Origin of the sequence: Streptomyces dioscori (genome assembly GCF_003024195.1) — a bacterium.
In the GTDB taxonomy this organism is placed as follows: Bacteria; Actinomycetota; Actinomycetes; order Streptomycetales; family Streptomycetaceae; genus Streptomyces; species Streptomyces dioscori.
Map to the genome: position 1 here is coordinate 521,184 of NZ_KZ679042.1, position 26,960 is coordinate 548,143.

At 70.6% G+C, this 26,960-nt stretch carries 20 protein-coding genes; 12 read left to right on the forward strand and 8 right to left on the reverse strand.

Annotated elements, in window-relative coordinates; all coding sequences use genetic code 11:
- Window positions 1-122: 122 nt before the first annotated feature.
- On the forward strand, window positions 123-2,177 hold the full coding sequence (locus C6Y14_RS16095) for a glycoside hydrolase (RefSeq protein WP_107017338.1): 2,055 nt from the start codon (window positions 123-125) through the stop codon (window positions 2,175-2,177).
- Window positions 2,178-2,217: 40 nt separating this feature from the next.
- Window positions 2,218-3,960, forward strand: a complete 1,743-nt coding sequence (locus tag C6Y14_RS16100) for a dolichyl-phosphate-mannose--protein mannosyltransferase (RefSeq protein ID WP_107017339.1) — start codon at window positions 2,218-2,220, stop codon at window positions 3,958-3,960.
- A 121-nt stretch (window positions 3,961-4,081) separates the two neighbouring features.
- Here the strand turns inward: C6Y14_RS16100 and C6Y14_RS44535 are convergent, their stop codons facing one another.
- On the reverse strand, window positions 4,082-4,258 hold the full coding sequence (locus tag C6Y14_RS44535) for a hypothetical protein (RefSeq protein WP_189767463.1): 177 nt from the start codon (window positions 4,256-4,258) through the stop codon (window positions 4,082-4,084).
- Between the two features lie 287 nt (window positions 4,259-4,545).
- Here C6Y14_RS44535 and C6Y14_RS16105 point away from each other — a divergent pair, with 287 nt between their 5' ends.
- Window positions 4,546-4,980 carry an ATP-binding protein gene (locus C6Y14_RS16105; protein ID WP_107017340.1) on the forward strand — a complete coding sequence of 145 codons (435 nt, stop codon included), beginning with the start codon at window positions 4,546-4,548 and terminating at the stop codon, window positions 4,978-4,980.
- Between the two features lie 120 nt (window positions 4,981-5,100).
- Here C6Y14_RS16105 and C6Y14_RS16110 read toward each other — a convergent pair whose 3' ends face one another.
- Both C6Y14_RS16110 and C6Y14_RS16115 read right to left on the reverse strand, forming a co-directional pair.
- Window positions 5,101-5,607 carry an ATP-binding protein gene (locus C6Y14_RS16110; RefSeq protein WP_107017341.1) on the reverse strand — a complete coding sequence of 169 codons (507 nt, stop codon included), beginning with the start codon at window positions 5,605-5,607 and terminating at the stop codon, window positions 5,101-5,103.
- A gap of 233 nt (window positions 5,608-5,840) precedes the next feature.
- The gene (locus C6Y14_RS16115; RefSeq protein WP_107017342.1) at window positions 5,841-6,212 is read right to left on the reverse strand and encodes a hypothetical protein; all 372 of its coding nucleotides are present in this window, start codon (window positions 6,210-6,212) and stop codon (window positions 5,841-5,843) included.
- A gap of 273 nt (window positions 6,213-6,485) precedes the next feature.
- Here C6Y14_RS16115 and C6Y14_RS16120 point away from each other — a divergent pair, with 273 nt between their 5' ends.
- Both C6Y14_RS16120 and C6Y14_RS16125 read left to right on the forward strand, forming a co-directional pair.
- On the forward strand, window positions 6,486-6,656 hold the full coding sequence (locus tag C6Y14_RS16120) for a hydrophobic protein (protein WP_107017343.1): 171 nt from the start codon (window positions 6,486-6,488) through the stop codon (window positions 6,654-6,656).
- A 75-nt stretch (window positions 6,657-6,731) separates the two neighbouring features.
- Window positions 6,732-7,304: a Dps family protein gene (locus C6Y14_RS16125; protein ID WP_107017344.1), complete on the forward strand. Its 573-nt coding sequence runs from the start codon at window positions 6,732-6,734 to the stop codon at window positions 7,302-7,304.
- Between the two features lie 125 nt (window positions 7,305-7,429).
- On the opposite strand, the gene C6Y14_RS16130 is transcribed toward C6Y14_RS16125, so the two are convergent.
- The 3 genes from C6Y14_RS16130 to C6Y14_RS16140 form a co-directional block, all read right to left on the reverse strand.
- Complete coding sequence (locus C6Y14_RS16130) at window positions 7,430-8,503, reverse strand: anti-sigma factor RsbA family regulatory protein (protein WP_225891111.1); 1,074 nt, start codon at window positions 8,501-8,503, stop codon at window positions 7,430-7,432.
- A 157-nt stretch (window positions 8,504-8,660) separates the two neighbouring features.
- A complete protein-coding gene (locus tag C6Y14_RS16135; RefSeq protein ID WP_107017346.1) occupies window positions 8,661-8,975 on the reverse strand; it encodes a DUF5133 domain-containing protein in 315 nt (104 codons plus the stop codon).
- Window positions 8,976-9,097: 122 nt separating this feature from the next.
- Window positions 9,098-9,961: a SigB/SigF/SigG family RNA polymerase sigma factor gene (locus C6Y14_RS16140; protein ID WP_107017417.1), complete on the reverse strand. Its 864-nt coding sequence runs from the start codon at window positions 9,959-9,961 to the stop codon at window positions 9,098-9,100.
- Window positions 9,962-10,480: 519 nt separating this feature from the next.
- Here C6Y14_RS16140 and C6Y14_RS16145 point away from each other — a divergent pair.
- The 5 genes from C6Y14_RS16145 (at window position 10,481) to C6Y14_RS16165 (ending at window position 21,366) form a co-directional block, all read left to right on the forward strand.
- The gene (locus C6Y14_RS16145) at window positions 10,481-11,359 is read left to right on the forward strand and encodes an RNA polymerase sigma factor SigF (RefSeq protein ID WP_107017418.1); all 879 of its coding nucleotides are present in this window, start codon (window positions 10,481-10,483) and stop codon (window positions 11,357-11,359) included.
- Window positions 11,360-11,879: 520 nt separating this feature from the next.
- Window positions 11,880-16,157 carry a HAMP domain-containing protein gene (locus tag C6Y14_RS16150; protein WP_107017347.1) on the forward strand — a complete coding sequence of 1,426 codons (4,278 nt, stop codon included), beginning with the start codon at window positions 11,880-11,882 and terminating at the stop codon, window positions 16,155-16,157.
- 193 nt (window positions 16,158-16,350) lie between these two features.
- Complete coding sequence (locus C6Y14_RS16155) at window positions 16,351-18,726, forward strand: SpoIIE family protein phosphatase (RefSeq protein ID WP_199854755.1); 2,376 nt, start codon at window positions 16,351-16,353, stop codon at window positions 18,724-18,726.
- Window positions 18,727-18,957: 231 nt separating this feature from the next.
- A complete protein-coding gene (locus C6Y14_RS16160; protein ID WP_107017349.1) occupies window positions 18,958-19,341 on the forward strand; it encodes an STAS domain-containing protein in 384 nt (127 codons plus the stop codon).
- A gap of 267 nt (window positions 19,342-19,608) precedes the next feature.
- Window positions 19,609-21,366, forward strand: a complete 1,758-nt coding sequence (locus C6Y14_RS16165; protein WP_107017419.1) for a PP2C family protein-serine/threonine phosphatase — start codon at window positions 19,609-19,611, stop codon at window positions 21,364-21,366.
- Between the two features lie 34 nt (window positions 21,367-21,400).
- Here the strand turns inward: C6Y14_RS16165 and C6Y14_RS16170 are convergent, their stop codons facing one another.
- Entirely contained in the window at window positions 21,401-21,892 is a 492-nt protein-coding gene (locus tag C6Y14_RS16170) for a MarR family winged helix-turn-helix transcriptional regulator (protein ID WP_225891112.1), read from the reverse strand.
- Window positions 21,893-22,104: 212 nt separating this feature from the next.
- Entirely contained in the window at window positions 22,105-23,073 is a 969-nt protein-coding gene (locus tag C6Y14_RS16175; protein WP_107017350.1) for an alpha/beta hydrolase, read from the reverse strand.
- Window positions 23,074-23,279: 206 nt separating this feature from the next.
- Between C6Y14_RS16175 and C6Y14_RS16180 the strand changes: the two genes are divergently transcribed.
- On the forward strand, window positions 23,280-23,762 hold the full coding sequence (locus C6Y14_RS16180) for a MarR family winged helix-turn-helix transcriptional regulator (RefSeq protein WP_225891113.1): 483 nt from the start codon (window positions 23,280-23,282) through the stop codon (window positions 23,760-23,762).
- A 352-nt stretch (window positions 23,763-24,114) separates the two neighbouring features.
- Window positions 24,115-26,937: a beta-L-arabinofuranosidase domain-containing protein gene (locus C6Y14_RS16185; protein WP_107017352.1), complete on the forward strand. Its 2,823-nt coding sequence runs from the start codon at window positions 24,115-24,117 to the stop codon at window positions 26,935-26,937.
- Window positions 26,938-26,960: the final 23 nt, after the last annotated feature.

Below are 26,960 nucleotides of genomic sequence, written 5' to 3' on the forward strand. Positions count from 1 at the left end.
CCCGGTCCTCCCCGCACGACGGAATCCTCGGACGGCACCGCGTCCGTCCGGGGGCGTTCCCTCCTGCCCGACGGGCGGGAGGTCCACCGCGCAGCGACCCACACCTCAGTTGGGAGCACACGATGGCACGCCGTACCCGCAGCAGACGTCTCCTCGGAGCCGCCGGACTCACCGCGCTGGCCACCGGGGCCGCCCTCACCCTGGCGCCCCCGTCCACCGCGCAGGCCCCGGCGGCGGACACCCCGTCGGTCACCGTCCGGCCCGACCCCTCGTACGAACAGCAGAAGTTCGAGGGCTGGGGCACCAGCCTGGTCTGGTTCGCCAACGTGACCGGCAGCTATCCGAAGGAGATACGCGAGAAGCTCGCGAAGCTCCTCTTCGGGGACGACGGGCTGGCGCTGAACATCGCCCGGTACAACATCGGCGGTGGCAACGCCCCGGACGTCAAGGACTATCTGCGGGCCGGTGGTGCGGTGGAGGGCTGGTGGCAGGCGCCGGCCGGCACCACCCGCGAGGACACCGACTGGTGGAGCGCCGACGACCCGGCCGACTGGAACAAGGACGCCGACGCCACCCAGCGCTGGTGGGTCGACCGGATCAAGGACGACATCGACCACTGGGAGACCTTCAGCAACTCCCCGCCCTGGTTCATGACGAAGAGCGGCTATGTGTCCGGCGGCTTCGACGCCACCGAGGACCAGCTCAAGACGGAGTCCGTCGACGACTTCGCCGCCTATCTGGCGGGTGCCACCAGGCGGCTTGAGAAGGCCGAGGGCATCGAGGTCGACACGATCGACCCGTTCAACGAGCCCAACACCAACTACTGGAGCACCCGGCTGGGCGCCGACGGCGAGCCCGTCGGCGGCCGTCAGGAAGGGGCGCACATCGGCCCCGAGCTCCAGCAGAAGGTGATCGCCGCCCTGGCCCCGGCGCTGAAGAAGGCGAAGGCCAAGGCGGAGATCTCGGCGATGGACGAGACGAACCCGTCCATCTTCGCGACGAACTGGAACACCTACCCGCAGGAAGTGCGTGACCTGGTGGGCCAGTTGAACGTCCACACCTACGGCACCGGCCAGCGCACCACCGTACGGGACCTGGCGAAGGCGGCCGACAAGCCGCTGTGGCAGAGCGAGGTCGAGGGCGACTGGGGCGACGGGCAGAGCTTCACGGACATGCGTCCGGGCCTCGGCCTCGCCCAGCGCATCGTCGACGACCTGCGGGAACTGGAGCCCAAGGCCTGGGTGTTCTGGCAGCCCGTCGAGGACTACGACAACATGAAGCCGGGCGGCGAGTCCGCCAAGGGCGGCAACTGGGGCAGCATCCAGCTCTCGTTCAGCTGCACCTCGAAGGACACTCTGAAGTCGTGCCCGATCTACACGAACACCAAGTTCGACACGGCCCGCAACTTCACGCACTACATCAAGCCCGGTGACCGCCTGATCAAGACGGACGACACGTCCAGCGCCGCCGCCGTCGCCAAGAAGGGCGACCGGGCGACGGTGGTCCACGTCAACAGCACCACCGAGGCCCGTACGGTCACGGTCGATCTGTCGAAGTTCGGCAAGGTCGGCCGCGACGCCACCGTCACCCCCGTGGTGACCAGCGCCGACGGCAAGCTGGAGCGCCGCGAGGCCGTCAAGGTGAGCGACCGCAGGGCCACCGTCACCGTGCCCGCCCAGTCGGTGACCTCCTTCCTGGTCAAGGGCGTCTCGGGGGTCGCCAAGGACGCCGCCGAACTGCGCAAGGGCCGCTCCTACGCGCTGACCGGCGTCCAGAGCGGCAAGGCGCTCACCGTCGCCGACAACGGCACGGGCCTCGTCATCAGGAGCGCGACCGCCGACGCGCCTGGTCAGCAGTGGAAGCTGCGCCAGATCTCCGGCGACACCGGAAACCGGCAGCGGTACGTGTTCAGCAACCCCGTGGAGGGCAAGCGGCTGGCCGTCCGTGACGGCGCCCCGGTGCTGGAGGCGGACACCGGCCCACGAGACAGGGCCACCCAGTGGATCATGTCGTCGACCGGAGACGGCACCTGGACCCTCGTCAACGCGGCCACCGGACGGCTCCTCGAAGTCGGCGGCCAGGCCACGAACGAGGGCGCGGCCGTGACGCTGTGGACACCCAACTCCGGCGCCAACCAGCGCTGGAAGGTCACGGAGGTGTCCAACCCCGCGGGCTAGCCGCCGCGTTGCGCGTGATCCCGTTCCCTACGATGGCCGGGTGACCAGTGACACCGCGTCGGAGCCGGGCATCGCAGCCGGCTCCGACGCCGACGCGCGTACAGAGACCGTGCAGCCGGAGCCCGGCGTCTGGGCGGAGCGGTTGCGCCGGTTCGGGTTCGTGGCGCGCCCGCGCACCGACACCCGGGACGTCCTCGTCCCGCCGTTCCCGGAACCCGGCACCCGCTTCGGCGAAGCCCTCGGTCTCGGCCCGGTGGCGGCGCACCGGGTCGCGCGGGCGACGGGCTGGCTGGGCCCGCTCCTGGTGGCCGTCCTCGCGGGAGCGATCCGCTTCTGGAATCTGGGCCGCCCCCGAGGCCTCGTCTTCGACGAGACGTACTACGCCAAGGACGCGTGGTCACTGCTCCGGCTCGGTTACGAGGGCACCTGGCCGGACCGCAAGGTCGCCGACCCGCAGGTTCTCGCGGACCCTCAGGTGATCCCGCTCTCCGACGCCGGGGCGTTCGTCGCGCATCCGCCGCTGGGCAAGTGGGTGATCGCCGTCGGCGAGTGGATGTTCGGCTTCGACCCGTTCGGCTGGCGCTTCATGGTGGCGCTGCTCGGCACGCTGTCGGTGCTGATGCTGTGCCGGATCGGCCGCCGGCTGTTCCGCTCGACGGCGCTCGGCTGTCTGGCCGGACTGCTGTTGGCCCTGGACGGCCTGCACTTCGTGATGAGCCGCATGGCGCTGCTCGACCTCGTCGTCATGTTCTTCGTGCTGGCGGCGTTCGGGGCCCTCCTCATCGACCGGGACCGGGCGCGGGCCCGTCTCGCGGCGAGTCTGCCCGTGGACGAGGACGGCTTCGCGGGCCCCGACGCGTACACGGCCGAGCAGACGGGCACGGGTGTACGGCCATGGCGTTTCGCGGCCGGGCTCCTCCTCGGTCTGGCCGCCGCCTGCAAGTGGAACGGCCTCTACTTCCTGGCGTTCTTCATGGTCATGACCCTGCTGTGGGACGTCGGCTCACGCCGTGTCGCCGGGGCCCATCGGCCGTACCTCACCGTTCTGCACAGGGATGCCGGCTGGTCGGTGCTCTCCGTGGTGCCGGTTGCCGTGGCCGGCTATCTCGCCACCTGGACCGGCTGGTTCCTGTCCGACGGGGGCTACGGGCGGCACTGGGCGGAGGGCCGCGGGGGTCCGTGGTCGTGGATCCCGGCCTCCCTGCGCAGCCTGTGGCACTACGAGAGCCGGGTCTACGACTTCAACGTGGGGCTCAGCTCACCGCACCGGTACGAGTCGAATCCCTGGAGCTGGCTGGTCCAGGGGCGTCCGGTGGCGTACCACTACGAGACGGACTTCGTCCAGGACGGCTGCCGCACGGCCTCGGGCTGCTCCCAGGAGGTCCTCGCGCTGGGCACCCCGCTGCTGTGGTGGTCCGCGTGTCTGGCGCTGCTGTATCTGCTCTTCCGGTGGGCCATGCGCCGCGACTGGCGGGCGGGGGCCGTGCTGTGCGCGGTGGCCGCGGGTTATCTGCCGTGGTTCCAGTACCAGGACCGTACGGTCTTCGCCTTCTACGCGGTCGTCTTCGTGCCGTATCTGTGCCTGGCGGTCGCGATGGCGGCGGGCGCGCTGGTGGGGCCTCCGGGGACGGACGGCAGGCGCCGCACGCTGGGCACGGTCGCCGTGGGCGCCGTGGTGCTGCTGATCGTATGGAACTTCGTCTACTTCTTCCCGATCTACACGGGGGCGACGATCCCGTACCCCGACTGGCACTCCAGGATGTGGTTCGACACCTGGATATGACCGGTCAGACGGTCAAGCGGCCAGGGGCAGGCGGTCCACGACGCGCGGACCGCACGGCGACGGGAAGTCGCCATGCGGTCCGTTCTCATGCTGTGTGCGAGCCTTGGCGGTGTCTCGCACCTCACCGCCTGCGGCTCCTGCTCCCCCACCCGGTGCCCACCCCGGCGACGTGCAGCGCCAGCACCGTCAGACCGATGAGCATCACGTTCGTCGATGTGAAAGTGTCATTGGTCGAGATGTCCGCGGCGTTGATCAGGAACGCGATGAAGAACAGGACTGCAGCTGCTATGCCGAGCACGGATTCTCCTCTTTCCGGTCACGGGACGGGAGCGGCTCCCGTCCCCGACCTCCGTGTGCCCCGGCCCGGCCGAATCAGACGCGTGAATCAGCGGCGGCCCGGCACCCATGAGTCGGTCCGATCGTGGTACTCGCCGATCACACAGGAATCATCAGAGACCACTGCGTTCCGGTTCACCTACCATCCCCACCGGACCCGGACGAGTAGACCCCTCGCCGACGGGAAGCAGCAGCGGTGGAAGCACAGGATCAGCACAGCCCTGTGGGGAGTGGGCTGGGGAAGGCGCAATGGCGACCGAGCCGCGTTGGGACGACAAACTGCCTTCTGAGGAGATGTACACCCGGACGACCACCTTCCCGGGCGAGCTGCCCAATGTGACGGGCGCGCGACTCGCCGCGGAGGAGTTCCTCCTTGCGCTCACGCGCACCTCACCACCGGCCGCACCCGAGCACTGGGACGACATCCTGCTGGTCGTCACGGAGCTGGCGGCCAATGTGGTGCAGTACGCGCCGGGCCCGTTCGAGCTGCGCCTGCGGCGTACGTTCGACGGCGTGCACGTGACCATGCGCGACACCAGCACGACTCCGCCGGCGCCCCGCCCGTTCCATCCCGGCCGGGGTGACGGGGGTGTCGGCTGGCATCTGATCCACACGCTGTGCGACCAGGTGAGCGTGGTGGTGACCGACAAGGGCAAGGACATCCACGTGTTCCTGCCGTGGTGAGGACCGCCGCCCGGAAGTACGCAACTCCGGAAGCACGCGACTCAGGACGGCCTCGGACGGAAATCGTCCGAGGCCGTCGGCGTGGGGGTGGCCGTGCCGGTGAGGTGCCGGTGACGTCCTTCAGACGAGCGGCACCAGCACGCTGACGGTCTTGCCGCCGCCCGGACGCAGGTCGACGGCGATGTCACGGGCCAGCCGGATGATGACCGGCCAGCCGTAACCGTTGCCGTGGTGCTTCGTCGGCAGGCTTCCCGCGCCGAAGGCGGCGGCGGGGACGACGTCACTGTTGTCGTGCACGGCCAGCCGCACACCCTCCGGCGTGGGCGTCACCTCGAACCCGGCCAGCCCGCCCCCGTGCCGGACGGCGTTCGCCGCCAGCTCCGAGACGACCAGTGAGAGATCGATGAGCGCCGCCTCGGTCGCCGTGCGGTCGGCGTTGTTCCACTGTTCGAGCACCACGTCGCGTGCGTACGCGCGGGCCGTCGCCGCGGTCGTGACGGGGGCCGGCGCCGTCGCCGCGGTCGTGACCGGGGCGGCGGCCGGGGCTGGGCTCGGGCCCGGGGCCCATGACGTCACCTCTGGCGGACTGGCCGCGGACGCGAGGGCGGTCGTGTCGGTTCGGTCCATATGCGTCGTGTCCCTGCACTCTGGTTCTTCGATGCCCGGTGCCGGTCCGGAGCCGTCGAGCGGCTGCGCGGACCGGTCACCGTCCCCGGCATCGCCATCACCTGCGCCTCGTCGCGGGGACGAGTGGCTGCGCGGTCCTGATCGGCGTCATCGCTGTCTCCTCGGTCCGCGCCCCTTCGGGATCCGCCTTCCCGCTGGATCCCCATCCATTGCAGCAGACGCGTCACGCCGGCTCAGGACGTGGTCGTCCGTCGTGGCGGCAGGCCCCGGTAGTAGTGGCCGACTCCGGAGAGATACCCGGGGTCCAGCGTCTCGCGGTCGGTCCTGAACCGGGGCGCGGCCTTGACCTCGTCCTCGGTGCACGCCACCTTGATCTCCTGGGCCTCCGGGTCGATGGAGGTGACCAGGCCCACGGGGATCAGAACACTCCTGCCGAACACCCAGCCACCGGTGTCGACGATCAGATGCCGCATCCCGGATTCGTCCACCTGCCGGTCCACGTGCCCGATGGTCCCGTCGGACGCCGCGACCGTGAACCCCGTGAGCAGCAGTCCCTCCGCGTATCCGCTGGCCGGTGCGTACGACCAGATTCTGTCGGTGGTCACGTCGCTGCTTCCTTCCCATGGTCGAGTTGCGAACGGAGCACCGCGGCCGGTGTGCGCCGCCCGCCGTCCTCCTGGGGCAGCCAATACCCTCCTGCCGGGTCCGCATTCCCGGCGATTTTCGCGCGGCGCCCTCGTGGGGCCCGCGGGGGCCGTGCCGCACACGGTCGGCAAAAGGACGCGCGGCGGCTCGCTACGAGAAAGGCGCACCGCCGTGAAAAGAGCAGGCGTACCACCAGGGAAGCAGGGAACCAGAAGCCCTGGAGGTTGATAACAATGGTTCCCATCATTCTTGTTCTTCTGCTCGCTCTTCTCCTTTTCGGTGCGGGTTTCGCGCTCAAGGCGCTGTGGTGGATCGCGGTCATCGTGCTGGTCGTCTGGCTGCTCGGCTTCGTGGTGCGTCCGACCGCCTCCGGTGGCCGCCGCGGACGCTGGTACCGCTGGTAGGAGGGCCGCGAGCGCTCGGACACCGGCCGTCGCGCCCACCATCTCGCACAGCGAACTCCCAGGAAGGAAAAAGGAATGACGTCGTCCCGAACCGAACCCAAGTACACCGTTCCCGGACTCAGCGTCCAGGACGGCGGGAAGCTTATCGAACTGCTCCGTCTGCGGCTGCACGCACTCAATGACCTCTCGCTCACGCTGAAGCACATTCACTGGAATGTGGTAGGCCCGCATTTCATCGCCATCCACGAAATGCTCGACCCGCAGGTCGACCGGGTCCGTGCCATGGCTGACGACACCGCGGAGCGGGTCTCGGCGCTGGGCGGGGTACCCGTGGGGACTCCCGGCGCCCTCGTCGCCGAGCGGACCTGGGACGACTACGACGTCGGGCGCGCGGACGCGATCGCCCATCTCGGCGCCCTCGACCTGGTCTACACGGGCATCGTCGAGAGCCACCGCGCCGCGCTGGCCGAGGTCGGCAAGTTCGACCCGGTGACGGAGGACCTCCTCATCGAGCAGCTGCGCTCCCTCGAACAGTTCCAGTGGTTCGTGCGCGCGCACCTCGAAAGCTCCGGTGGTGACCTCGCCACGGCGGGCACCCACACCGAGACCGAGGCGGCACGCTCGGCGCACGAGGACGGGGCCCGATAGCAGGCCTTGCGACACGAAAGGGGCCCGGATCCATGACGGATCCGGGCCCCTTCGCGTGCTTCGGCCTGTCTTCGCATGCGTCGTCGGTTTGCCTTCGCGTGCTTCGGTCTGCCGCTCCGCGTGCCTCAGACGCGGGAGACGTAGCTGCGGATCGTCGTGCCGGTGTCGCCGGTGTGCAGGCGCACCAGATCCGAGAGGTAGTGCACGAGCAGCAGGCCCCGGCCGCCGATCTGGCCGGCGGGTGCGGGGCGGCGGCCCGCGAGGGGGTCGGCCAGCCGCCCGAAGTCCTGTACCTGGCAGACGATCTGCTCGTTCTCCGCCCACAGGCGCAGCGTCCCCGTGCCACCCGCGTGCACGACGCTGTTCGTGGTCAGTTCGGCGACGACCAGGGCCAGATCCTGCAGACGGACCGTGCTCATCCCCCGCTCCCGCGCCTGAGCGAGTGCGAAGTCACGGGCGGCCGGCAGCGTTTGTGCGTCATAGCGGAAGGTCGCCGCGCCGGGCAGGGCGGACAGCGGTTCGTTGCAGCGCGCGAGCACCCTTTCGGGGTCGTACGCCGCACTGGGCCGCTCACGTCCCCCGGTGATGAGGACGGGGTGGGTGGCATGGGCGTCGGCGAGCACGTCCCTGGGCAGGGACCGGGCGTCGTACGGGCACAGGATGGTGACCTCACGGCCGCGGAACGCCTCGTTGATGAGGGCCTCGTGCTGGACGCAGGCGGGGTACTCCACGACGGTGCGGCCGGGCCAGATCGGCTCGCCGATGATCCGGACGCGGACGCCCGGCCGGGCGTCCGCGAAAGCCCGCAGCACCGACGGGATGATCCGGCCGGGGTTGCGGCCTGCCGACGTCATGTCGACGAGGTGCACCGCCTGGGCCGCCGGGCCAAGTGCCGCCTCGATCAGTTCGAGCCGCGCGGCGGGCGCGGCCACCGCCACGGGCTCTCCGGCCGTCAGCCCTTCCCGTATGAACGGAACCGTGCCGCCCAAGTACTCCCGGTCGTCACGGTAGAAGAGCGCGGGGTGCACGAAGGGCGCGCCGGTGGTCGGCTCGGTGGCCGTCGTGGTCACGTCGGCGCTCCTGTCGGCGGCGTGCGCCGGGTGTGCCGCCAGCCGGACGGTTCGCGTCGGTTCGCCGTCGTCCGACGGCGGCATCGACGACGAATTGTCCTTGCTGTCCCTCAGGTACACCGGTCTCACCCCGGGGCCCACCCTACGCCGTCGCACGGACGTTCCCTCGTCACTCAAGTGTGTCCCATGCACACAGCGGGCCGGTCGCACCAGGGTGCGACCGGCCCGAAGGGTGGGTCGAGGGATGGGTCGAGGGATGGGTCGAGGGGGTGGTCGAGGGGGTGGGTTATGCGACGGCCTCATCCACGCCATGGACCTCGCCCGCGTCACGGACCCGGCCCACGTCACGGACCTCGGCGGAACCGGGCGCGGCGGGCCGCAGGGGCAGCGGCGTCAGTGAACCCTCCGCGGCGGCGATGTGGCTGCGCGCCTTCTTCAGTGCCAGGTCCACGTCCCGGGTGCCGGTCGACACGCAGAGGGTGTAGGCGAGGTCCTGCACCCGCTGGCCCGCCTTCACCGCGCCGCTCCCGGCCTGGTGCGCGACGAGTGCCTCGTACTCCCCCACGAGCTTGCGCAGGGTCGCGGGGTGGGGCATCAGCATCCGGTTCTCTCCTTGATCACCTAATCGTGGGTCCACGGCGGGCTCAGGGGGTTCGGCGGGTTCGGCAGGTTCGGGAGTACCGGCCGGGGCGGCGCGTGCGTCGTCGGGACCGTGGTGCCGCGTCACGCGGCTCCCGTCCTGCCGTCGGCGTCCCCGCGGCCGGGGCGGGCCTGGGCGCCCAGCGCCTCGTCCCGCACCCGTGCGCAGCTGCGGGTGATGAGCCGGGAGACGTGCATCTGGGAGATGCCGAGCTGGTCGGCTATGCGGTTCTGTGTCATGTCCTCGAAGAAGCGCATGTACAGGATGTTCCGCTCGCGCTCCGGCAGCCGGCGCAGTCCTTCTTTCGCGGCTTCGCGGTCGACGACCATGTCGTAGGAGGAGTCGGGGGCGCCCAGGGTGTCCGCGAGGCTGTAGTTGTCGTCGGCGGACGACAGTTCGGCGTCGAGGGACAGGGTGCTGAAGCTCTCCATCGCCTCCATCCCCGCGCTCACCTCGTCCTCCGTCAGCCCGGCGTGCACCGCGATCTCGGCCGTCGTCGGCTCGGGGGCGCCGGGGTTCATCGTGAGGTCGCGGCGGGCGATCCGCACCTTGTTCCGCAGCTCCTGGACCCGGCGGGGCACCCGCAGCGCCCACATGCGGTCCCGGAAGTGCCGCTTGACCTCACCGGTGATGGTGGGCACCGCGTAACTCTCGAACGCCCCGCGCGAGGGGTCGAAGCGGTCTATCGCCTTCACCAGGCCGACGGCCGCGACCTGCCGCAGGTCCTCGATGTTCTCGCCGCGGTCGCGGAAACGGCCGGCGATGCGGTGGGCCATCGGCAGCCAGGCCTTCGCCAACTCGTCGCGGACGGCGTCCCGCTCGGGCCCCTCCTCCAGAGCGGCCAGCCGGGCGAAGTCGGTCGCCGAATCAGGAGCGTCGTCGTGCGGGTGCCTCGACGCGGCGGTCCGGGCCGAGGGACCCGGCGCGGTCGTCGTCGCGGTGGACATGGACCGCGCCTCGGCAGGTACGGACTCCTCCGGGCTGTTTATCGACAAGTCGATGCTCATGCGGATTCGCTCCTGAACAAGTGGCGTGCGAGGGGATGCCGCAGGGACGATGACTTCCGGGGATCCCGGAGGGCCACCGCAGTCGGCTGAGCCGTTCCTGCGGGCGTGCCTCCGGTCCGAAGCACGAATTCCGCCTGCCCTTGCTTCCGGAGAGGAAACACCCCGTCTCGAAATCGACGGCACGTCACGGTGGCGGCACGGCGTCCCTCCTCGCGTCGAAGGGCGTACGGCCCACCGGTGCGTACCGCCCACCCGCGTGCGCCGTCGGCGGCCGGCCCGTGCGAGAGTTCTCCGGCGCTCGTGCGAGAGTTCTCCGACAAGGACCGACCGTGTCGGAGCGTCGACTTCTGGCCAGATCCTCAGTGGTCCTGATCTCTTTCGGGATTGGGTGGCATGACCCGCGAGAACCAGGGCACACGGCGTGTGTCATCAACAGCGACGGTGAGTGGGGTGGGCGGCATGGCAGCCGTGACGGCAGACGGGGCGACGGCCACGGCGCGGGAGGCCGGGACGACGAGCGAGACGGAACTGCCTCTCATCGAGGACCCGTCACGTGTCAGGCCGAAGGACGCCCGCGAGCTGTCGCGGCAGTTCTTCGACCGGCTTGCCGTGCTGGAGGAAGGCACCCACGAATACCAGTACGCCCGCAACACCCTGATCGAGATGAACCTCTCCCTCGTCCGGTACGCGGCCTCCCGCTTCCGCGGCCGGGGCGACTCGATGGAGGACATCGTCCAGGTCGGCACCATCGGGCTGATCAAGGCCATCGACCGGTTCGAGCTGACGCGCGAGGTGGAGTTCACCTCCTTCGCCGTTCCCTACATCGTCGGCGAGATCAAGCGCTTCTTCCGTGACACGAGCTGGGCCGTCCATGTGCCGCGGCGGCTGCAGGAGGCCCGGGTCGAGCTGGCGAAGGCCACGGAGGAACTGCGGACGCGGCTGGGCCGTGCCCCCACGACCGCCGAGCTGTCCCACCTCATGTCGCTGCCCGAGGCGGAGGTCATCGAGGCCCGCAAGGCGGCGAACTGCTACAACTCCTCGTCGCTCGACGCGGCTCTGACCTCCGACAACGGTTCGCACGGCGAGTCCGTCCTGGCGGACTTCATCGGCGAGGACGACCGGTCGCTGGAACTCGTGGAGGACCTGCACTCGCTGGCGCCGCTGGTCGCCGAGCTCGACGAGCGCGAGCGCCGCATCATCCACCTGCGGTTCGTGGAGGAGCGCACCCAGGCCGAGATCGGCGAACTGCTCGGTATCTCCCAGATGCACGTGTCGCGTCTGATCAGCCGCATCATCAAGCGGCTCCGCGCCGGTCTGCTCGACCCCTCGGTGGCCTGACACCCCCAAGCCCCCCCCGACCGGCATCCCCCCGCCGGTGACCGAGCCCGCCGTCGAGGTCCTCACGAGCCCCCGCTCACCGGACCGCGACGGCGGGCTCGGTCGTGTGGTCCACCGGTCGTGAACCCCGCCGGACGTAGGCCCCGCCGGTCGTGGACCCCGCCGACCGTAAGATCCGCGGGCCGCAGGACCCGCGGTCAGGGGTCCGTCGGCCGCGGCCTGTGATCCGTCGTATGGGGGCGCCGCGTCTCCCTCGTCACAGCACCCTCAGACTTCCCGGACACCCCTCTGGCCTCGGCTTGTCCCCGCCTTGGGCCCGCCTTGTCCTCGGCTTGGCGATTTTGGCACCACACTTTGTTCACAACCTCACTTACGGGTTAGCCTGCGGCGTATTTCCTCGTCAGGCGGTCCCGTGCCACAGGATGTCCGACGAGGACGTGGTCCGGCAGTGGGCCTGTTGTTCCGAGTCCCTTTCGCACAGGTTGCACAGGGACCTAAGAGGCATGGAACGAGGGTGCGCATGACCAGCCAGACGACCGACACAGTCGACCGCACGCCGGGCGACCAGGAGCTGCGACAGCTGCTGGCCGGCCTCACGGCCGTACGGGACGGCGACTTCGGTACCCGTCTGCCGGACGACGGGGACGGACTTCTGGGCGACATCGCCACCGTCTTCAACGGCATGGTCGACCAGTTGTCCGTGTTCACGTCCGAGGTCACCCGCGTCGCACGCGAGGTCGGCACCGAAGGCACCCTCGGCGGCCAGGCGGAGGTACCGGGCGTCTCCGGGACCTGGGCCGATCTCACCGACTCGGTCAACGCCATGTCGGGCAACCTCACGACCCAGGTCCGCGACATCGCCCAGGTGGCGACCGCGGTGGCCAAGGGCGACCTGTCGCAGAAGATCGACGTGCCGGCCCGGGGCGAGATCCTTCAGCTCAAGGAGACCGTCAACACGATGGTCGACCAGCTGTCCGCCTTCGCCGACGAGGTCACCCGCGTCGCCCGCGAGGTCGGCAGCGAGGGACGCCTCGGCGGCCAGGCCCAGGTGCCCGGCGTCGGCGGTGTCTGGCGCGATCTGACCGACTCCGTCAACCTGATGGCGGGCAACCTCACCGCGCAGGTCCGCAACGTCGCCCAGGTGACGACCGCGGTCGCCAGGGGCGACCTGTCACAGAAGATCACCGTGGACGCCCGGGGCGAGATCCTCGAACTCAAGAACACCATCAACATCATGGTGGACCAGCTGTCCGCCTTCGCCGACGAAGTCACCCGCGTCGCCCGCGAGGTCGGCACCGAGGGCCGGCTCGGCGGCCAGGCGGACGTCAAGGGCGTCAAGGGCACGTGGCGCGACCTCACCGACTCGGTGAACTTCATGGCGGGCAACCTCACCGCGCAGGTCCGCAACGTCGCCCAGGTGGCCACCGCGGTCGCCAGGGGCGACCTGTCACAGAAGATCACCGTGGACGCCCGGGGCGAGATCCTCGCCCTGAAGGAGACCCTCAACACGATGGTGGACCAGCTGTCCGCCTTCGCCGACGAGGTCACCCGCGTCGCCCGCGAGGTCGGCACCGCGGGCAACCTGGGCGGACAGGCCACCGTCCGCGGGGTCTCGGGCACCTGGAAGGACCTCACCGACAACGTCAACGTGATGGCGTCGAACCTGACGGGCCAGGTCCGCTCGATCGCCCAGGTCGCCACGGCCGTGGCCCGCGGCGACCTCAGCCAGAAGATCACCGTCGAGGCCAAGGGTGAGGTCGCCGCCCTGGCGGACGTCATCAACACGATGGTCGACACGCTGTCCGCGTTCGCCGACGAGGTCACGCGCGTGGCCCGCGAGGTCGGCACCGAGGGACGGCTCGGCGGCCAGGCCCAGGTGCCGAACGTGGCGGGCACCTGGAAGGACCTCACCGACAACGTCAACTCGATGGCCAACAACCTCACCGGCCAGGTGCGCAACATCGCCCTGGTGACGACGGCGGTGGCCAAGGGCGACCTGTCCAAGAAGATCGACGTCGACGCCCGGGGCGAGATCCTCGAACTCAAGACGACCATCAACACGATGGTCGACCAGCTCTCCGCCTTCGCCGCGGAGGTCACCCGCGTCGCCCGCGAGGTCGGCAGCGAGGGACGCCTCGGCGGCCAGGCCGAGGTGGAGGGCGTCTCCGGCACCTGGAAGCGCCTGACCGAGAACGTCAACGAACTCGCGGGCAACCTGACCCGGCAGGTCCGCGCGATCGCCGAGGTCACCAGCGCCGTCGCCGAGGGCGACCTGACCCGCTCGATCACCGTCGAGGCCTCCGGCGAGGTCGCCGAGCTCAAGGACAACATCAACTCCATGGTGGAGTCCCTGCGCGAGACCACGCGGGCCAACCAGGAGCAGGACTGGCTCAAGACCAACCTGGCGCGGGCCTCCGGCCTCATGCAGGGCCACCGGGACCTGTCCGTGGTGGCCGAGCTCATCATGGACGAGCTCGCACCCCTCGCCTCCGCGCAGTACGGGGCCTTCTACCTCGCGGAGGAGACCGGCAACGGCAGCGAGCTGCGGCTCGTCGGCTCGTACGGCTATCCCGACGAGGACGACCGGCCCGACCGCATCCCCTTCGGCCGCTCGCTGGTCGGCCAGGCCGCGCGCAGCCGGCGTGCCATCACCGTCGACGAGCTGCCGCCGAACTACGTGTCCATCTCCTCGGGGCTCGGCCGGACGGTGCCGACCGCCCTGGTGGTGCTGCCCATCATGGTCGAGGACCAGGTGCTCGGCGTCATCGAGCTGGCCTCGGTCACCCGCTTCACCCAGATCCACCTGGACTTCCTGGGACAGCTGATGGAGACCATCGGCGTCAACGTCAACACCATCGTCGCCAACGCCCGTACCGACGAACTGCTCGACGAGTCCCAGCGGCTGACCGCCGAACTGCAGGCCCGCTCCGAGGAGTTGCAGGTCCAGCAGGACGAGCTGCAGCGTTCGAACGAGGAGCTGGAGGACAAGGCCTCGCTGCTGGCCGCGCAGAACAGCGACATCGAGGCGAAGAACCTGCAGATCGAGCAGGCGCGCCAGGAGCTGGAGACCCGGGCCCAGCAGCTGTCACTGGCCTCCAAGTACAAGTCGGAGTTCCTGGCGAACATGAGCCACGAACTGCGTACCCCGCTGAACAGTTTGCTGATCCTCGCCCAGCTGCTGGCTCAGAACCCGTCCCGCAACCTCACCCCGAAGCAGGTCGAGTACGCGGGCATCATCCACTCGGCGGGCTCCGACCTGCTGCAGCTGATCAACGACATCCTCGACCTGTCGAAGGTCGAGGCCGGGAAGATGGACGTCAGCCCCGAGGTCGTGCCGCTGCGCCAGCTCCTGGAGTACGTCGAGGCGACCTTCCGGCCGATGACGACCCAGAAGAGCCTCGACTTCACCGTGCGTACCGCGCCCGGCGCGCCCGCCGACCTGCTCACCGACGACTCCCGGCTGCGTCAGGTCCTGCGCAACCTGCTGTCGAACGCGGTCAAGTTCACCGAGCACGGCGGCGTCGAGCTGCGGATCGAACCGGCGGCCGACCACGAGGTGCCCAGCGGGGTGTTCCGCGGCGGCACCATCGTCGCCTTCCGCGTGCAGGACACCGGGATCGGGATCCCCGAGCAGCATCTGGAGACCATCTTCGGCGCCTTCCAGCAGGCGGACGGCACCACGAGCCGCAAGTACGGTGGCACCGGTCTCGGCCTGTCCATCACCCGTGAGATCGCCCATCTGCTCGGCGGGGCCGTCACCGTGGACAGCACACCCGGCCGGGGCAGCACGTTCACGCTGTTCCTGCCCGTGGCGCGCCCCGACTTCGAGAACCTGGTGATCGGCGACCGCGTGCTGGAGCCCGCGCCGGACGCGTCCTTCACGCAGGAACCCGCGGCGAACACCCCGGCCCCGGGTCCGGCCGGACCCGCCAAACGCCGACGACGCCGCCTGCTCGTCGTCGAGGAGCGGCAGCGCGGACTGCTGACCCTCGTCGCGGAGAGCGCGGTCTCGGACGTCACCCGCGGCCAGGACGCCGGTGACCCGCGCGGCACGGTCGACGTCATCACCGCCTCCGGAGCGCACGAGGCGGCGAGCGCGCTGGCCGCGGGTCCCTGCCACTGCGTCGTTCTCGAACTGGGCATGCCCGGCGGCGAGGCGCCCCGCTTCCTGGACGCGATGCAGGGCGACTCCGCCCTCGCGAACGTTCCGGTGCTCGTCCACAGCGGCCACCGCGCGGACCTGGCGCAGGAGCAGGAACTCCAGGCCCGCTCCGGCACCCGGGCCCTGGAGTTCCTGTCGAGCCTCGACGAACTGCGGGAGCGCATCGCCCTGCACCTGTCGGCCGAGGAACTGGGGGACGTGCCGTCCCTGGCCCGCGTGGAGGAGCAGCAGTCAGGTGCGCCCCGGGCCGTCGAGGACGCCTTCGTCGGCCGTACGGTCCTGGTGGTCGACGACGACGCGCGCAACCTCTTCGCGCTGAGCGGGATCCTGGAACTCCAGGGATTCCACGTGCTGCACGCGGACAACGGCCGCAAGGGCATCGAGACGCTGGTCAACCACCCCGACATCGCCCTCGTCCTGATGGACGTGATGATGCCGGAGATGGACGGCTACGCCGCCACGGCCGAGATCCGCAGGATGCCCCAGTACGCGACGCTTCCCATCATCGCCGTCACGGCGAAGGCGATGCCCGGCGACCGGGAGAAGTCGCTCGCTTCCGGAGCCAGTGACTACGTCACCAAGCCGGTCGACACCGAGGACCTCATCGCCTGCGTCCGCCGTTGGCTGCCTGCGTGAGCGACCGCGCCCGGCCGTGTGCGCGCACCGGCCGGGCACAGGTCCCCGCGAACCGCCCCCATGGGCATCCCCGCCGAGGAGCTAGGGCATCGTGAGCCTTCCAGAAGAACACCCTGATCCGGCCGACGAGACCGGCGACGCCGTCCTCGACGACGCCGCGAGCACAGACGTAGAGGTACGCGCGGACGTACCGGTGGACGAGCAGAGCGCCCTCACCACCAACTACCCCGTGGGCAGGCTGGCCGCGACGGTGGAACGGCTGCGCCGCGAGGTGCGGGCCGCCCAGGCCGAGGCCGACGGGCGGGCCCTGATCGAACTCGCCAAGGGCATCCTGGTCGAGCGGCTGGGCTGCGGTCCGGCCCAGGCCGCCCGCCAGCTCGCCGAGCTGGCCGAACAGGCGAAGGTGACACCGCTCGAACTCGCCGTCGACGTCATCAACCAGTCCGCCCGCGACCGGCTGTCGGACGTGACCGGCGCCTTCCTCGCCGGGGCGAAGGGCGACGAGAGCCCGTCGGCCCCGCGCGCGGGGAGCGAGCGCTCCGCCGCGGTCCGGCTGCGGGAGGCCGAGAGCGGCGCGCTGGCGGCTCCCGACACGCAGGCCGTCGCGGACTCGCTCCTCCAGCACGCGCTGACCCCGCTCGGCGCGGTGGGTGTGGCCATCTGGACCGCCGGGACCGACGGTTCGCTGACGCTCGCGGGCAGCGCCGGGTTCTCCCCCGCGGAGGCCGGGCGCTGGCGCTATGTGCCCCCCGGGGTGGTGACGGTGGCCCGTACGAGTCTCACCGCGCGCACGGGACAGTGGATCGGCTCCCTCGCGGAGACCGGCCTCCCCTCCGTCGGCCAGCACCACTACCCCGACGGAGGGAGGGCCGCCCTGCCCGCCGGCACCGGCGGACGGGTCCACGGTGTCCTCGAAGTCGTCTGGCCCACTCCCCTGGAACCGCAGTCGCCCCAGGTGATCCGCCAGGTCGAGGCGCTGGCGGAACTGTGCGCCCACACCCTGGAGACGTACGCGTTCGTGCACGGCGGCGACACCGTCAGTGAGCCCCGTGTCCTGCCGGACGCCGCCGAACTGGTGGACCTGGCCGACGGACTGCACGATCCCGCGCTGGTCCTCGTCCCCTACGTCGACGACGGACATCTCGTCGACTTCCACATCCATCACGTCAACAGCCGTTTCCTGGATCCGGCCGGCCGGCCGCGCGGCCTCATCAGCGGCTCCCTGCTCCTTGAGGCCTACCCGATGGCCGCCGGGGAGAGCGAACTGTTCCAGCGGGTCGAGCGCGTCTACGCCACCGGGGAGCCGTTCCGCGCCCAGCGGATGAACCTCACGGCCCTGGTCGACCAGGTGACGCTGGCGACCGTGGCCGACATCAGCATCAGCCGCCACGGCAGCAGCGTGCTGCTGATCTGGCGTATCGAGGACGAGACGGCACGGCTGGCGAGCCTGCTCCAGCACGCCCAGCGCCTGGGCCGCATCGGCGGCTTCGAGGAGAACCTGCTCACGGGCGAGATCACCTGGAACGGCCAGCTCTTCAGTCTGTACGGCAGATCGCCGGCGAGCGGTCCCGTGCCGCTGGAGGAGCTGGCCCTGCACGCCCACCCGGACGACGCCGTCGCCATCGGCCGTTTCCTGCGCACCCTGCTCCACCACCGCCGCCCGGCCGCCGCGGCCTTCCGGCTCCAGCGTCCCGACGAGGTGACCCGCCACATCCGCGTGGTGGCGGAGCCGGTGCTCGACGCCGACGGCCGGCCGTTCGTCCTGCGCGGGGCCTACCAGGACATCTCGGCCCAGCACTGGACGGAGGTCGCGCTGGCCGCCACGCGTGACCAGCTCGCCCACACCGAGCAGCAGGCGACCGAACGCAACCGGCTGACGCTGCAGTTGCAGCACGCCATCATGCCCCCGACCCAGGCACCGCTGCAGGCCCCCCGGCTCGACGTGGCCGTCCGCTACCGGCCCGCCGAGACCGAACAGCTCGTGGGCGGCGACTGGTACGACGCGGTCGTGCTGCCGTCCGGTCTGGTGCTGCTGTGCGTGGGTGACGTGGCCGGGCACGGCATAGAGGCCGCGACGAGCATGGTCGTGCTGCGCAACGCCCTGCGCGGGCTCGCGGTGACCGGGGCGGGCCCCGGCCAGCTGCTGACCTGGCTCAACAGCGTGGCGCACCATCTCACGGGCTCCATCACCGCCACCGCGGTCTGCGGCATCTACGACCCGGACAGCCGGACGCTGCGCTGGGCCAGGGCCGGTCATCTGCCGCCCGTACTGGTGCGGGACGCCGAAGCGGTGTCCCTGCCGCTCCTCAAGGGCCTGCTGCTGGGTGCCGTGCCCGATGTGGCGTACGCCGAGGACGAGGTGCAACTGGCGGCCGACGACACGCTGTTGATGTACACGGACGGCCTGATCGAGCGGCGGGACCGCACGATGGAGGAGTCCATGACGCAACTGCTCACGACGGTCCGCACCGCGCCGTGCACACTCGACCAGCAGTTGGACCGGCTCCTCACCTACAGCAGGTCGGACACCGACGACGACACCTGCATCGTGGGCATCCGCGTGTCGTAGTCCCTTCGGCGACCATGAACGAAAACGATCCGCATGCGGGGGCGCAGGCGGGGTAGACGCGCGGGCATGTGCGACGAGAGACACAGACCCGCTGGTGAGGCCACTGCCTGCGCGTGCCTCGGAAAAACGCCGACGAGAGCTTGATCACGTCGTGTGTGCCGTCGTCGACGGCATCGAATGCGCGTACGGGGGTAGCTGCCCCAGACCGTCATGACTTTGTGGGAGGTACTTGTGTCCATAGCCCAGAACCCGTTGTCCGTAGAGGTCTCCCTGCCTCGCGAGGACGTCGTGCTGCTCACGGTCGAGGGACATCTGGACATCGACACCGCGACGGGACTCCAGCACCATCTGGCGAACCAGTTCCAGCACGGTCGTCGTCACTTCCTGCTGGACCTCGCGGCCGTTCCCTTCATGGACTCGTCCGGTATGAACATCATCATCAGGGCGTACCAGCAGACGCGGGAGCTCGACGGGAGCGTGCACATCATCGCGCCGACCCCGCCCGTGCGGCGGATCCTCGACCTCACCGGGGTGAGCATCACCGTGCCCGTGTCCAACAACGTCGAGGACTCGCTCGCGCTCGTGGACAAGCAGCAGGGCAGCGACTCCGCCTGAACCCCGACACACGCTCCGCCCTCGGGGGACGGCGGGGCACAGTCACGTACGACAGTTGTCGTGTGACAACCTTTGACCAAGGCAAGGACATTGAGCAGTGCTGGGCCGGGCGCCCGCCGGGAGCCATCCCCGGACGCGGACCTCACGACCTTCCACCCTGCTGTGATCGCCGCCCTGCCGGCGCGCGACGCGAGCAGTTCCGCCCGGCCCGTGGGGGACGACACCGCCGTCGCCGCACCGGGCCCCACCCCCGTCGGACCGCACACCATGATTCGTACCTGGCACATCTCCACCGCCCCCGACGCCGCACGGGCCCGTGTCGACACGGCACGCCTGGCCGCCGCGCACGGGGTGTCCGGCATGGAGCGGGCCCGTCTGACGGCCGCACTCGGCGCGGAGCTGCGGCAGTGCCTCACACGGGGCGGCACCTGGCGACTCGATCTGCGGGCGGCCACGGACCCGCCCGAGGACGGTCTGCTGCGGGCCGTCGTGACCTCGTGCGACGACACGGACGACGAGGGACGGCCGCCGTGGCACATGACGGTCGCCTGCGGCGAGGGCGTGCCCGCGGCGGACGCCGAACCCGTGGCGGACGACCAGGAGACCCTGGCCGATGCGCTGCTGGGCGCCGACGAGGACACGGCCCTGGTGCTGGAGCGGCTCGGCGAGCAGGAGGACCTGGTCACCTTCCACCGGGAGGAACTGGAGCAGACGAATCAGGGCGTACTGGCCCTGCACGCGGAGCTGGACGCGGCCGGCCAGGCCCAGCTGGACCTCCTGGCCGCCGAGCGGAAGGCGCGCGGTGAGGCGGAGGCCGCCCGCCGCAGACTGACGTTCCTGGCCGACGCGAGCGCGGTACTGACGGCCTCGCTCAACCACGACGAGGTCGTCCGCCGGCTGGAGAGCCTGCTGGTTCCGGAGTACGCCGGCAGTGTCGACGTATGGCTCTTCGACGCGGACGACGAGGATCGCGTGAACGCGCCACGTCCGGCCGCCGCCGTGGTCGCTGCCCGCACCGGGCGCCCGCAGTACGCCGCCGATCATCCCGGCGACCTCCCCGGTGTCGACGACCACCCCTCCGCGGCGCCGCTTCCCGCGGCGCCCCTGCTGTGCATTCCGCTGGGGACCAGACGGACACCGCAAGGGGTTTTGATCCTCACGCCGCCGGCCGCCCGGTGGGACGCCGACGACGTCGTCATGCTGATCGAACTCACCCGCCGGGCCGGTGTGGCGATCGACAACGCCCGGCGCTTCGAGCACAACCGGGACATCGCCGAGACCCTGCAGCGGGCCCTGCTCACGGATCTGCCCACCACCCCGGGACTGCATCTGGCCGCGCGCTATCTGCCGGCCACCCACGGACTGAACATCGGCGGCGACTGGTACGACGCGTTCCGCCAGCCCGACGGCAGCCTCATCACCGTCATCGGCGACGTGACCGGGCACGGACTGCACGCCGCCGTCATGATGAGCCAGCTGCGCACGGCGCTGCGCGCGTACGCCGTCGACGGCGGCACCCCCGGCCAGCTCCTCACCAAGCTGCACATCTTCCTGCACCACCTGCAGCCCGAGCTGTACGCCACCGCCGTCATCGCCCGCTTCCACCCCGACGACCCGACCCTCACCTGGGCCGCGGCGGGCCATCCGCCGCCCGTGCTGCGGACCCCCGACGGACAGGTGCACACGCTCGACGCGAAGCCCGGTGCGATGCTCGGCATCCCGCTGCAGCAGGTGATCCAGGACCACACCGTGACCCTCACGCCCGGTTCGACCCTGGCGCTCTACACGGACGGACTGGTCGAGCGCCGCGCCCAGGGCATCGACCCGGGCATCGAGCGGCTCGCGGCGGCGCTCGGCACCTTCCGTTCCGCGGACCTCGACGCCGATCTGGACGCCTCGGCCGACAGTCTGCTGCATCCGCTGCTGGCCGATTCCGAGCGGGACGACGACGTGTGTCTGCTGCTGTGCCATCTGCACAGCCGGGCGGCGGAGCTGGCGAAGACCCCCACCCGGCTGGCTTTCTGAGCTGCCCCGCCGGGACCGTCCCGACCGGGCCGCCTCAGCTCGGCCGTGGCGGCTGCGGGCGTACGAGGGTGTGGGCCCGGTGGAAGGCGCGCAGGCCCTGTTGCAGAGAGGCCCGCTCCCCCGGGGTCATCACCGCGAGGACACCGGTGAGGCTCAGGGAGCGGTGCTCGGTGACGTCGGCCAGGAGCCGCCGCCCCTGCGAGGTGACCACGAGCTGCACCTCGCGGCGGCTGTGCGGCTGTACCGTCCGCCGCAGCAGTCCGGCGGCTTCGAGGCGGCCGCACAGTCGGCTCGCGGTGGGCAGCGCGATGCCCAGGTGCTCGGCGAGGGCGGTGAGGTTGAGTTCCGGCAGTCTTCGGACGGTCTGCAGCGCGAGCAGTTGCCGGGTGGGCAGCCGGGGCGGGGCGTCGGCCGCCGCCCCGAACCACAGCGTCACCAGGCTCTCCACCGCGTCGAAGACGTGATCGGCGAGCGTGTCCGGTGGGTGGCCGGCTCGCTGCGGGCGATCCGGCACGGGAGTGGTCACACGCACTTCTCTTTCAGTTCTCTCGGTCGACTCCGGCCAGGACAGGGGTCGTTCATGTCGGCCCTACCCGAACATCCGGACCGTACACAGCCCGCGCTCCCCCGATGCCCGGCCGGCCGGGACGCCCCGTGACCGCGAACGGCCCGGTCCTTCCCCTCCCGCGTGCGTGAAACGGGAGGGGGAGGACCGGGCTGTCTCCGGCGACCGTCCGGTCAGCCGGTGGCCAGGGCGCCCTTGAGCACGGCGATCGCCTGGCTGATGGCGGCCTCGGCGGCGTGGGTCTCGCGCAGGGCGTTGAGCATCACGAAGTCGTGGATGATGCCCTGGTAGCGGACCGCGGTGACGGGCACGCCGGCCTCGCGCAGCTTGTTGGCGTAGGCCTCGCCCTCGTCGCGCAGGACGTCGGCCTCGCCGGTGACGACGAGGGCCGGCGGCAGTCCGGTGAGCTGCTCGGTGGTGGCGCGCAGCGGGGAAGCGGTGATCTCGGCGCGCTGCTTCTCGTCGGTCGTGTACTGGTCCCAGAACCACTGCATGCCGTCGCGGCGCAGGAAGTAGCCCTCGGCGAACTGGTGGTAGGAGCCGGTGTCGAAGGAGGCGTCGGTGACCGGGTAGAACAGCACCTGCTGGACGAGCGCGACGTCGCCGCGCTCCTTGGCCATGAGGGTGAGGGCGGCGGCCATGTTGCCGCCGACGGAGTCGCCCACCACCGCGACGCGGGAGGCGTCGAGGCCGTGGTCGGCGCCGGTGGTGGCGACCCACTGGGCGACGGTGTAGTTCTGCTCGATGGCGACGGGGTAGCGCGCCTCGGGCGAGAGGTCGTACTCGGGGAAGACGACCGCTGCGTTCGCGCCGACGGCCAGTTCGCGCACCAGGCGGTCGTGGGTGTGGGCGTTGCCGAAGACCCAGCCTGCGCCGTGGATGTAGACGATGACCGGGAGGGTGCCGGTCGCTCCCGCGGGGCGCACGATCCGGGTGCGGACCTCGCCGGTGGGGCCGCCGGGGACGGTGATCCATTCCTCATCGGTCGCCGGCTTGGCGATCTCGCCCGACTGGACCTCGTCGACGGCCTTGCGGCCCTCGGCCGGGCCGAGGTCGAACAGGTAGGGCGGGTTGGCGGTCGCCTGGACGAAGGCCGCGGCGGCGGGCTCCAGGACGGGGCGGACACCGGTTGTGTCGGTCATGACGATCTCCTCGGATCTGGTGCCGTGGGCACGCTCCTCGCGGGCTTCGCCGGGAGCGGGGGCATGACCAGAACAGTAGCTCACGACTCAGTCGTGCACAACTCATTAGGGCGCGATACGATCGGGGAGACTCGATGGCACGCTCGGCGATAGGGTGGGGATCACCGAGGCAGATCGAGGCAGATCACCGAGTACGGAGGTACGCCGTGAGCACCGCCGGAGCCGAATCGACGCAGGGGGCTGCGTCCGCGTCGCCGCAGGGGGGTTCGCTCCTACTGGAGGACCAGCTCTGCTTCGCCCTGTACGCGGCCTCCCGGGCGGTCACCGCCCGCTACCGCCCCCTGCTGGACGAGCTGGGACTGACCTATCCGCAGTACCTGGTGATGCTCGCCCTGTGGGAACAGGACTCGATCTCCGTACGCGACCTGGGCACGGCCCTCCAGCTGGAGTCCAGCACCCTGTCACCGCTCCTCAAGCGCCTGGAGGCGAACGGGCTGCTGCGGCGCGAGCGCCGGGCGGAGGACGAGCGCTCGGTCGCCCTGCACCTCACCGAGGCGGGGATGCGCCTCCAGGACCGGGCGAACACGGTCCCCCTGGCGATGGGCGACGCGATGTCCCTGACCCCCGAACAGGACGCCACAGCCAAACACTTGCTCCGCCTGCTCACCACAAACGTCAGCACCACTTAGGACCACCCCCCAGACGCCACGAGGAAGGCAGGGGCGCAGCCCGCCTTCCAGGGGCGCGAGGAACTGCGCGACCAGCCCCCACCGAACCCGCAGCCACCCGACAGGCCGGGGCGCAGCCCCGCCCCAAAGGGGCGCGGGGAACTGCGCGACCGGCCCCCACCGGACCCGCAGCCGACCACCACCCCCTCAAGCCCCCACCCCACACACCAACCAATCGCGCCACAAGCATTGACGCACCCCCCTCGCCTACCTATGTTCTGGCCGACCCCACGGACGTGGTTCGGCATTTCGAACACTGCGAGCTTCACCGGTCACCCGCCGAAGCAAACCCCCACGCAGAGACGAGGAACGCATGACACCCGCCCTCCCCAGACGCACCCTCCTCCAGGCAACCCTGCTGGCAGCCGCCACCCCCGCGCTGCCCCACCCCGTCGGCGGCGCCCACGCCGCGGCCGCCACACTGCCCGCACCCGCGGAACTGCCCGCACCCGCCGCCTGGACACTCCGGCCGTTCGAACTCAAGGACGTGAAACTCGGCGAGGGCCTCTTCGCCACGAAACGCCGGCTCATGCTCGACCACGGCCGCGGCTACGACGTGAACCGGCTGCTTCAGGTCTTCCGCGCCAACGCCGGCCTCTCCACCGGCGGCGCGGTGGCCCCGGGCGGCTGGGAGGGCCTGGACGGCGAGGCCAACGGCAACCTCCGCGGCCACTACACCGGCCACTTCCTGAGCATGCTGTCGCAGGCGTACGCGAGCACCGGCGAGCAGGCGTACGCGGACAGGATACGGACCATGCTCGGAGCGCTCACCGACGTGCGCGCGGCCCTGCGCAAGGACCCGGCCGTACTGAGCGCCGCCGGCAGGTTCGGCACCGCCGCGGAGAACGTACGCGGCTCCTACCAGTACGTCAGTCTGCCGGCCACCGTGCTGAACGGCTCCGCCGCGATCACCCTGTCCGCCTGGGTCAGGCCCACCCACAGCGCCGACTGGACCCGGGTCTTCGACTTCGGCGACAACACCACCCGGTACATGTACCTGGCCACCCGCAACGCAGCCGGCGTACCGCGCTTCGCCCTCACGACCGCCGGGCCCGGCGCGGAACAGGGCCTCGACGGCACCGCCGCACTCCCGATCGGCCGGTGGAGCCACCTCGCGGTCACGCTCTCGGGCGGCACCGGCACCCTCTACGTCAACGGCGCCCAGGTGGCCCGGAACACCTCGATGACCCTCGACCCGTCGTCGCTGGGCACCCCCACGAACAACTGGCTGGGCCGTTCGAACTTCGACGACCCCGTGTTCGCGGGCGCCTTCGACGAGTTCAACGTGTGGTCGCGGGCGCTGACCGCCGCCGAGATCACGTCCCTGCAGAGCAGTCGTGCCGCCGCCTCCGCCGCGGGCCGCGGCACCCTGGCCTCGTACGCCTTCGACGAGACCGACGGCGGGACCTTCACCGACGCGTCGGGCCGCGGGCTGACCGCCACGCTGCGCAGGACCTGGGGCGGCCCGAGTCACCCCGGGTTCCTCGCCGCGTACCCGGAGACGCAGTTCATCGATCTGGAGACGCGGACCACCTCCGACTACACCAAGGTGTGGGCGCCCTACTACACAGCGCACAAGATCCTCAGAGGGCTGCTGGACGCCCACCTCGCCACGGACGACGCCCGGGCGCTCGATCTGGCGGCGGGCATGTGCGACTGGATGTACTCCCGCCTCTCCAAGCTGCCCGACGCCACGCTTCAGCGGATGTGGGCCCTCTTCTCCAGCGGCGAGTTCGGGGGCATCGTGGAGGCGGTCGTCGACCTGTACGCGTTCACCGGCAAGGCCGAACACCTCGCGCTGGCCCGGCTGTTCGACCTCGACAAGCTCATCGACGCGTGCGCCGCGAACACGGACACGCTCGACGGGCTGCACGCCAACCAGCACATCCCGATCTTCACCGGCCTGGTCCGGCTGTACGACGCGACGGGCGAGACGCGCTATCTCACCGCGGCGAAGAACTTCTGGGGCATGGTCGTCCCGCACCGGATGTTCGGCATCGGCGGCACGAGTTCGGCGGAGTTCTTCAGGGCCCGCGGGATCGTGGCGGGGACGATCAGCGAGACCAGCGCCGAGACGTGCTGCGCGCACAACCTGCTCAAGCTCAGCCGGCTGCTGTTCCTGCACGAGCAGGACCCGAAGTACATGGACTACTACGAGCGGGCCCTCTACAACCAGGTCCTCGGCTCGAAGCAGGACACGGCCGACGCGGAAAAACCCCTGGTCACCTACTTCGTCGGTCTCACGCCCGGCCATGTCCGGGACTACACGCCCAAGCAGGGCACCACCTGCTGCGAGGGCACGGGCATGGAGAGCGCCACCAAGTACCAGGACTCGGTGTACTTCAGGAAGGCGGACGGGAGCGCGCTGTACGTCAACCTGTACAGCCCGACCACCCTGACCTGGGCCGAGAAGGGTGTCACCGTCACCCAGAGGACGGACTATCCGAGGGAGCAGGGGTCCACGCTCACCGTCGGCGGCGGCAGCGCGGCGTTCGAACTGCGGCTGCGGGTGCCGTCCTGGGCGACGAGCGGTTTCAAGGTGACGGTCAACGGCGCCGCGGTGAGCGGGACTCCGGTCACCGGAACCTACTTCGCCGTCTCCCGCACCTGGCGGAGCGGTGACGTCGTCCGCGTCGCCATCCCCTTCCGCGCCCGTGTCGAGAAGACCCCCGACGACCCCGGACTCCAGGCCCTGTTCTACGGTCCGGTCAACCTCGTCGCCCGCAACAGCGCCACGAGCCAGCTCCGGTTCGGGCTCCACCGCAACGCGGCCCTCTCCGGAGACCTGCTGCCGAGCTTCACCCCGGTGTCCGGCAAACCGCTCCATCACACCCTGGACGGCACGGAGTTCGCCCCGTTCTTCGAGGGCACCGAGGATCCCACGCACGCCTACTTCCGGCGTTACGAGCCCAAGGTCGTCCTCGGCGCCACCGACTCGGGCGTCACCAACCCGGCCCGGAGCGACGGCACGACCCTCCTCGACGAGATCTGGTCCGCCGCCCCCTTCACCGGCAAGGCCGCACTGGTCGCCCATGTCCAGAACACCGTGACCTCCTGGGTCGCGGCGGGTCTCCTGAGCCGACCCGACGGCGAGAAGGTGGTGACCACGGCACAGAACGCCTCGTACGTGTCCTGACGCGCCCGGGACGCCCTGGGGAA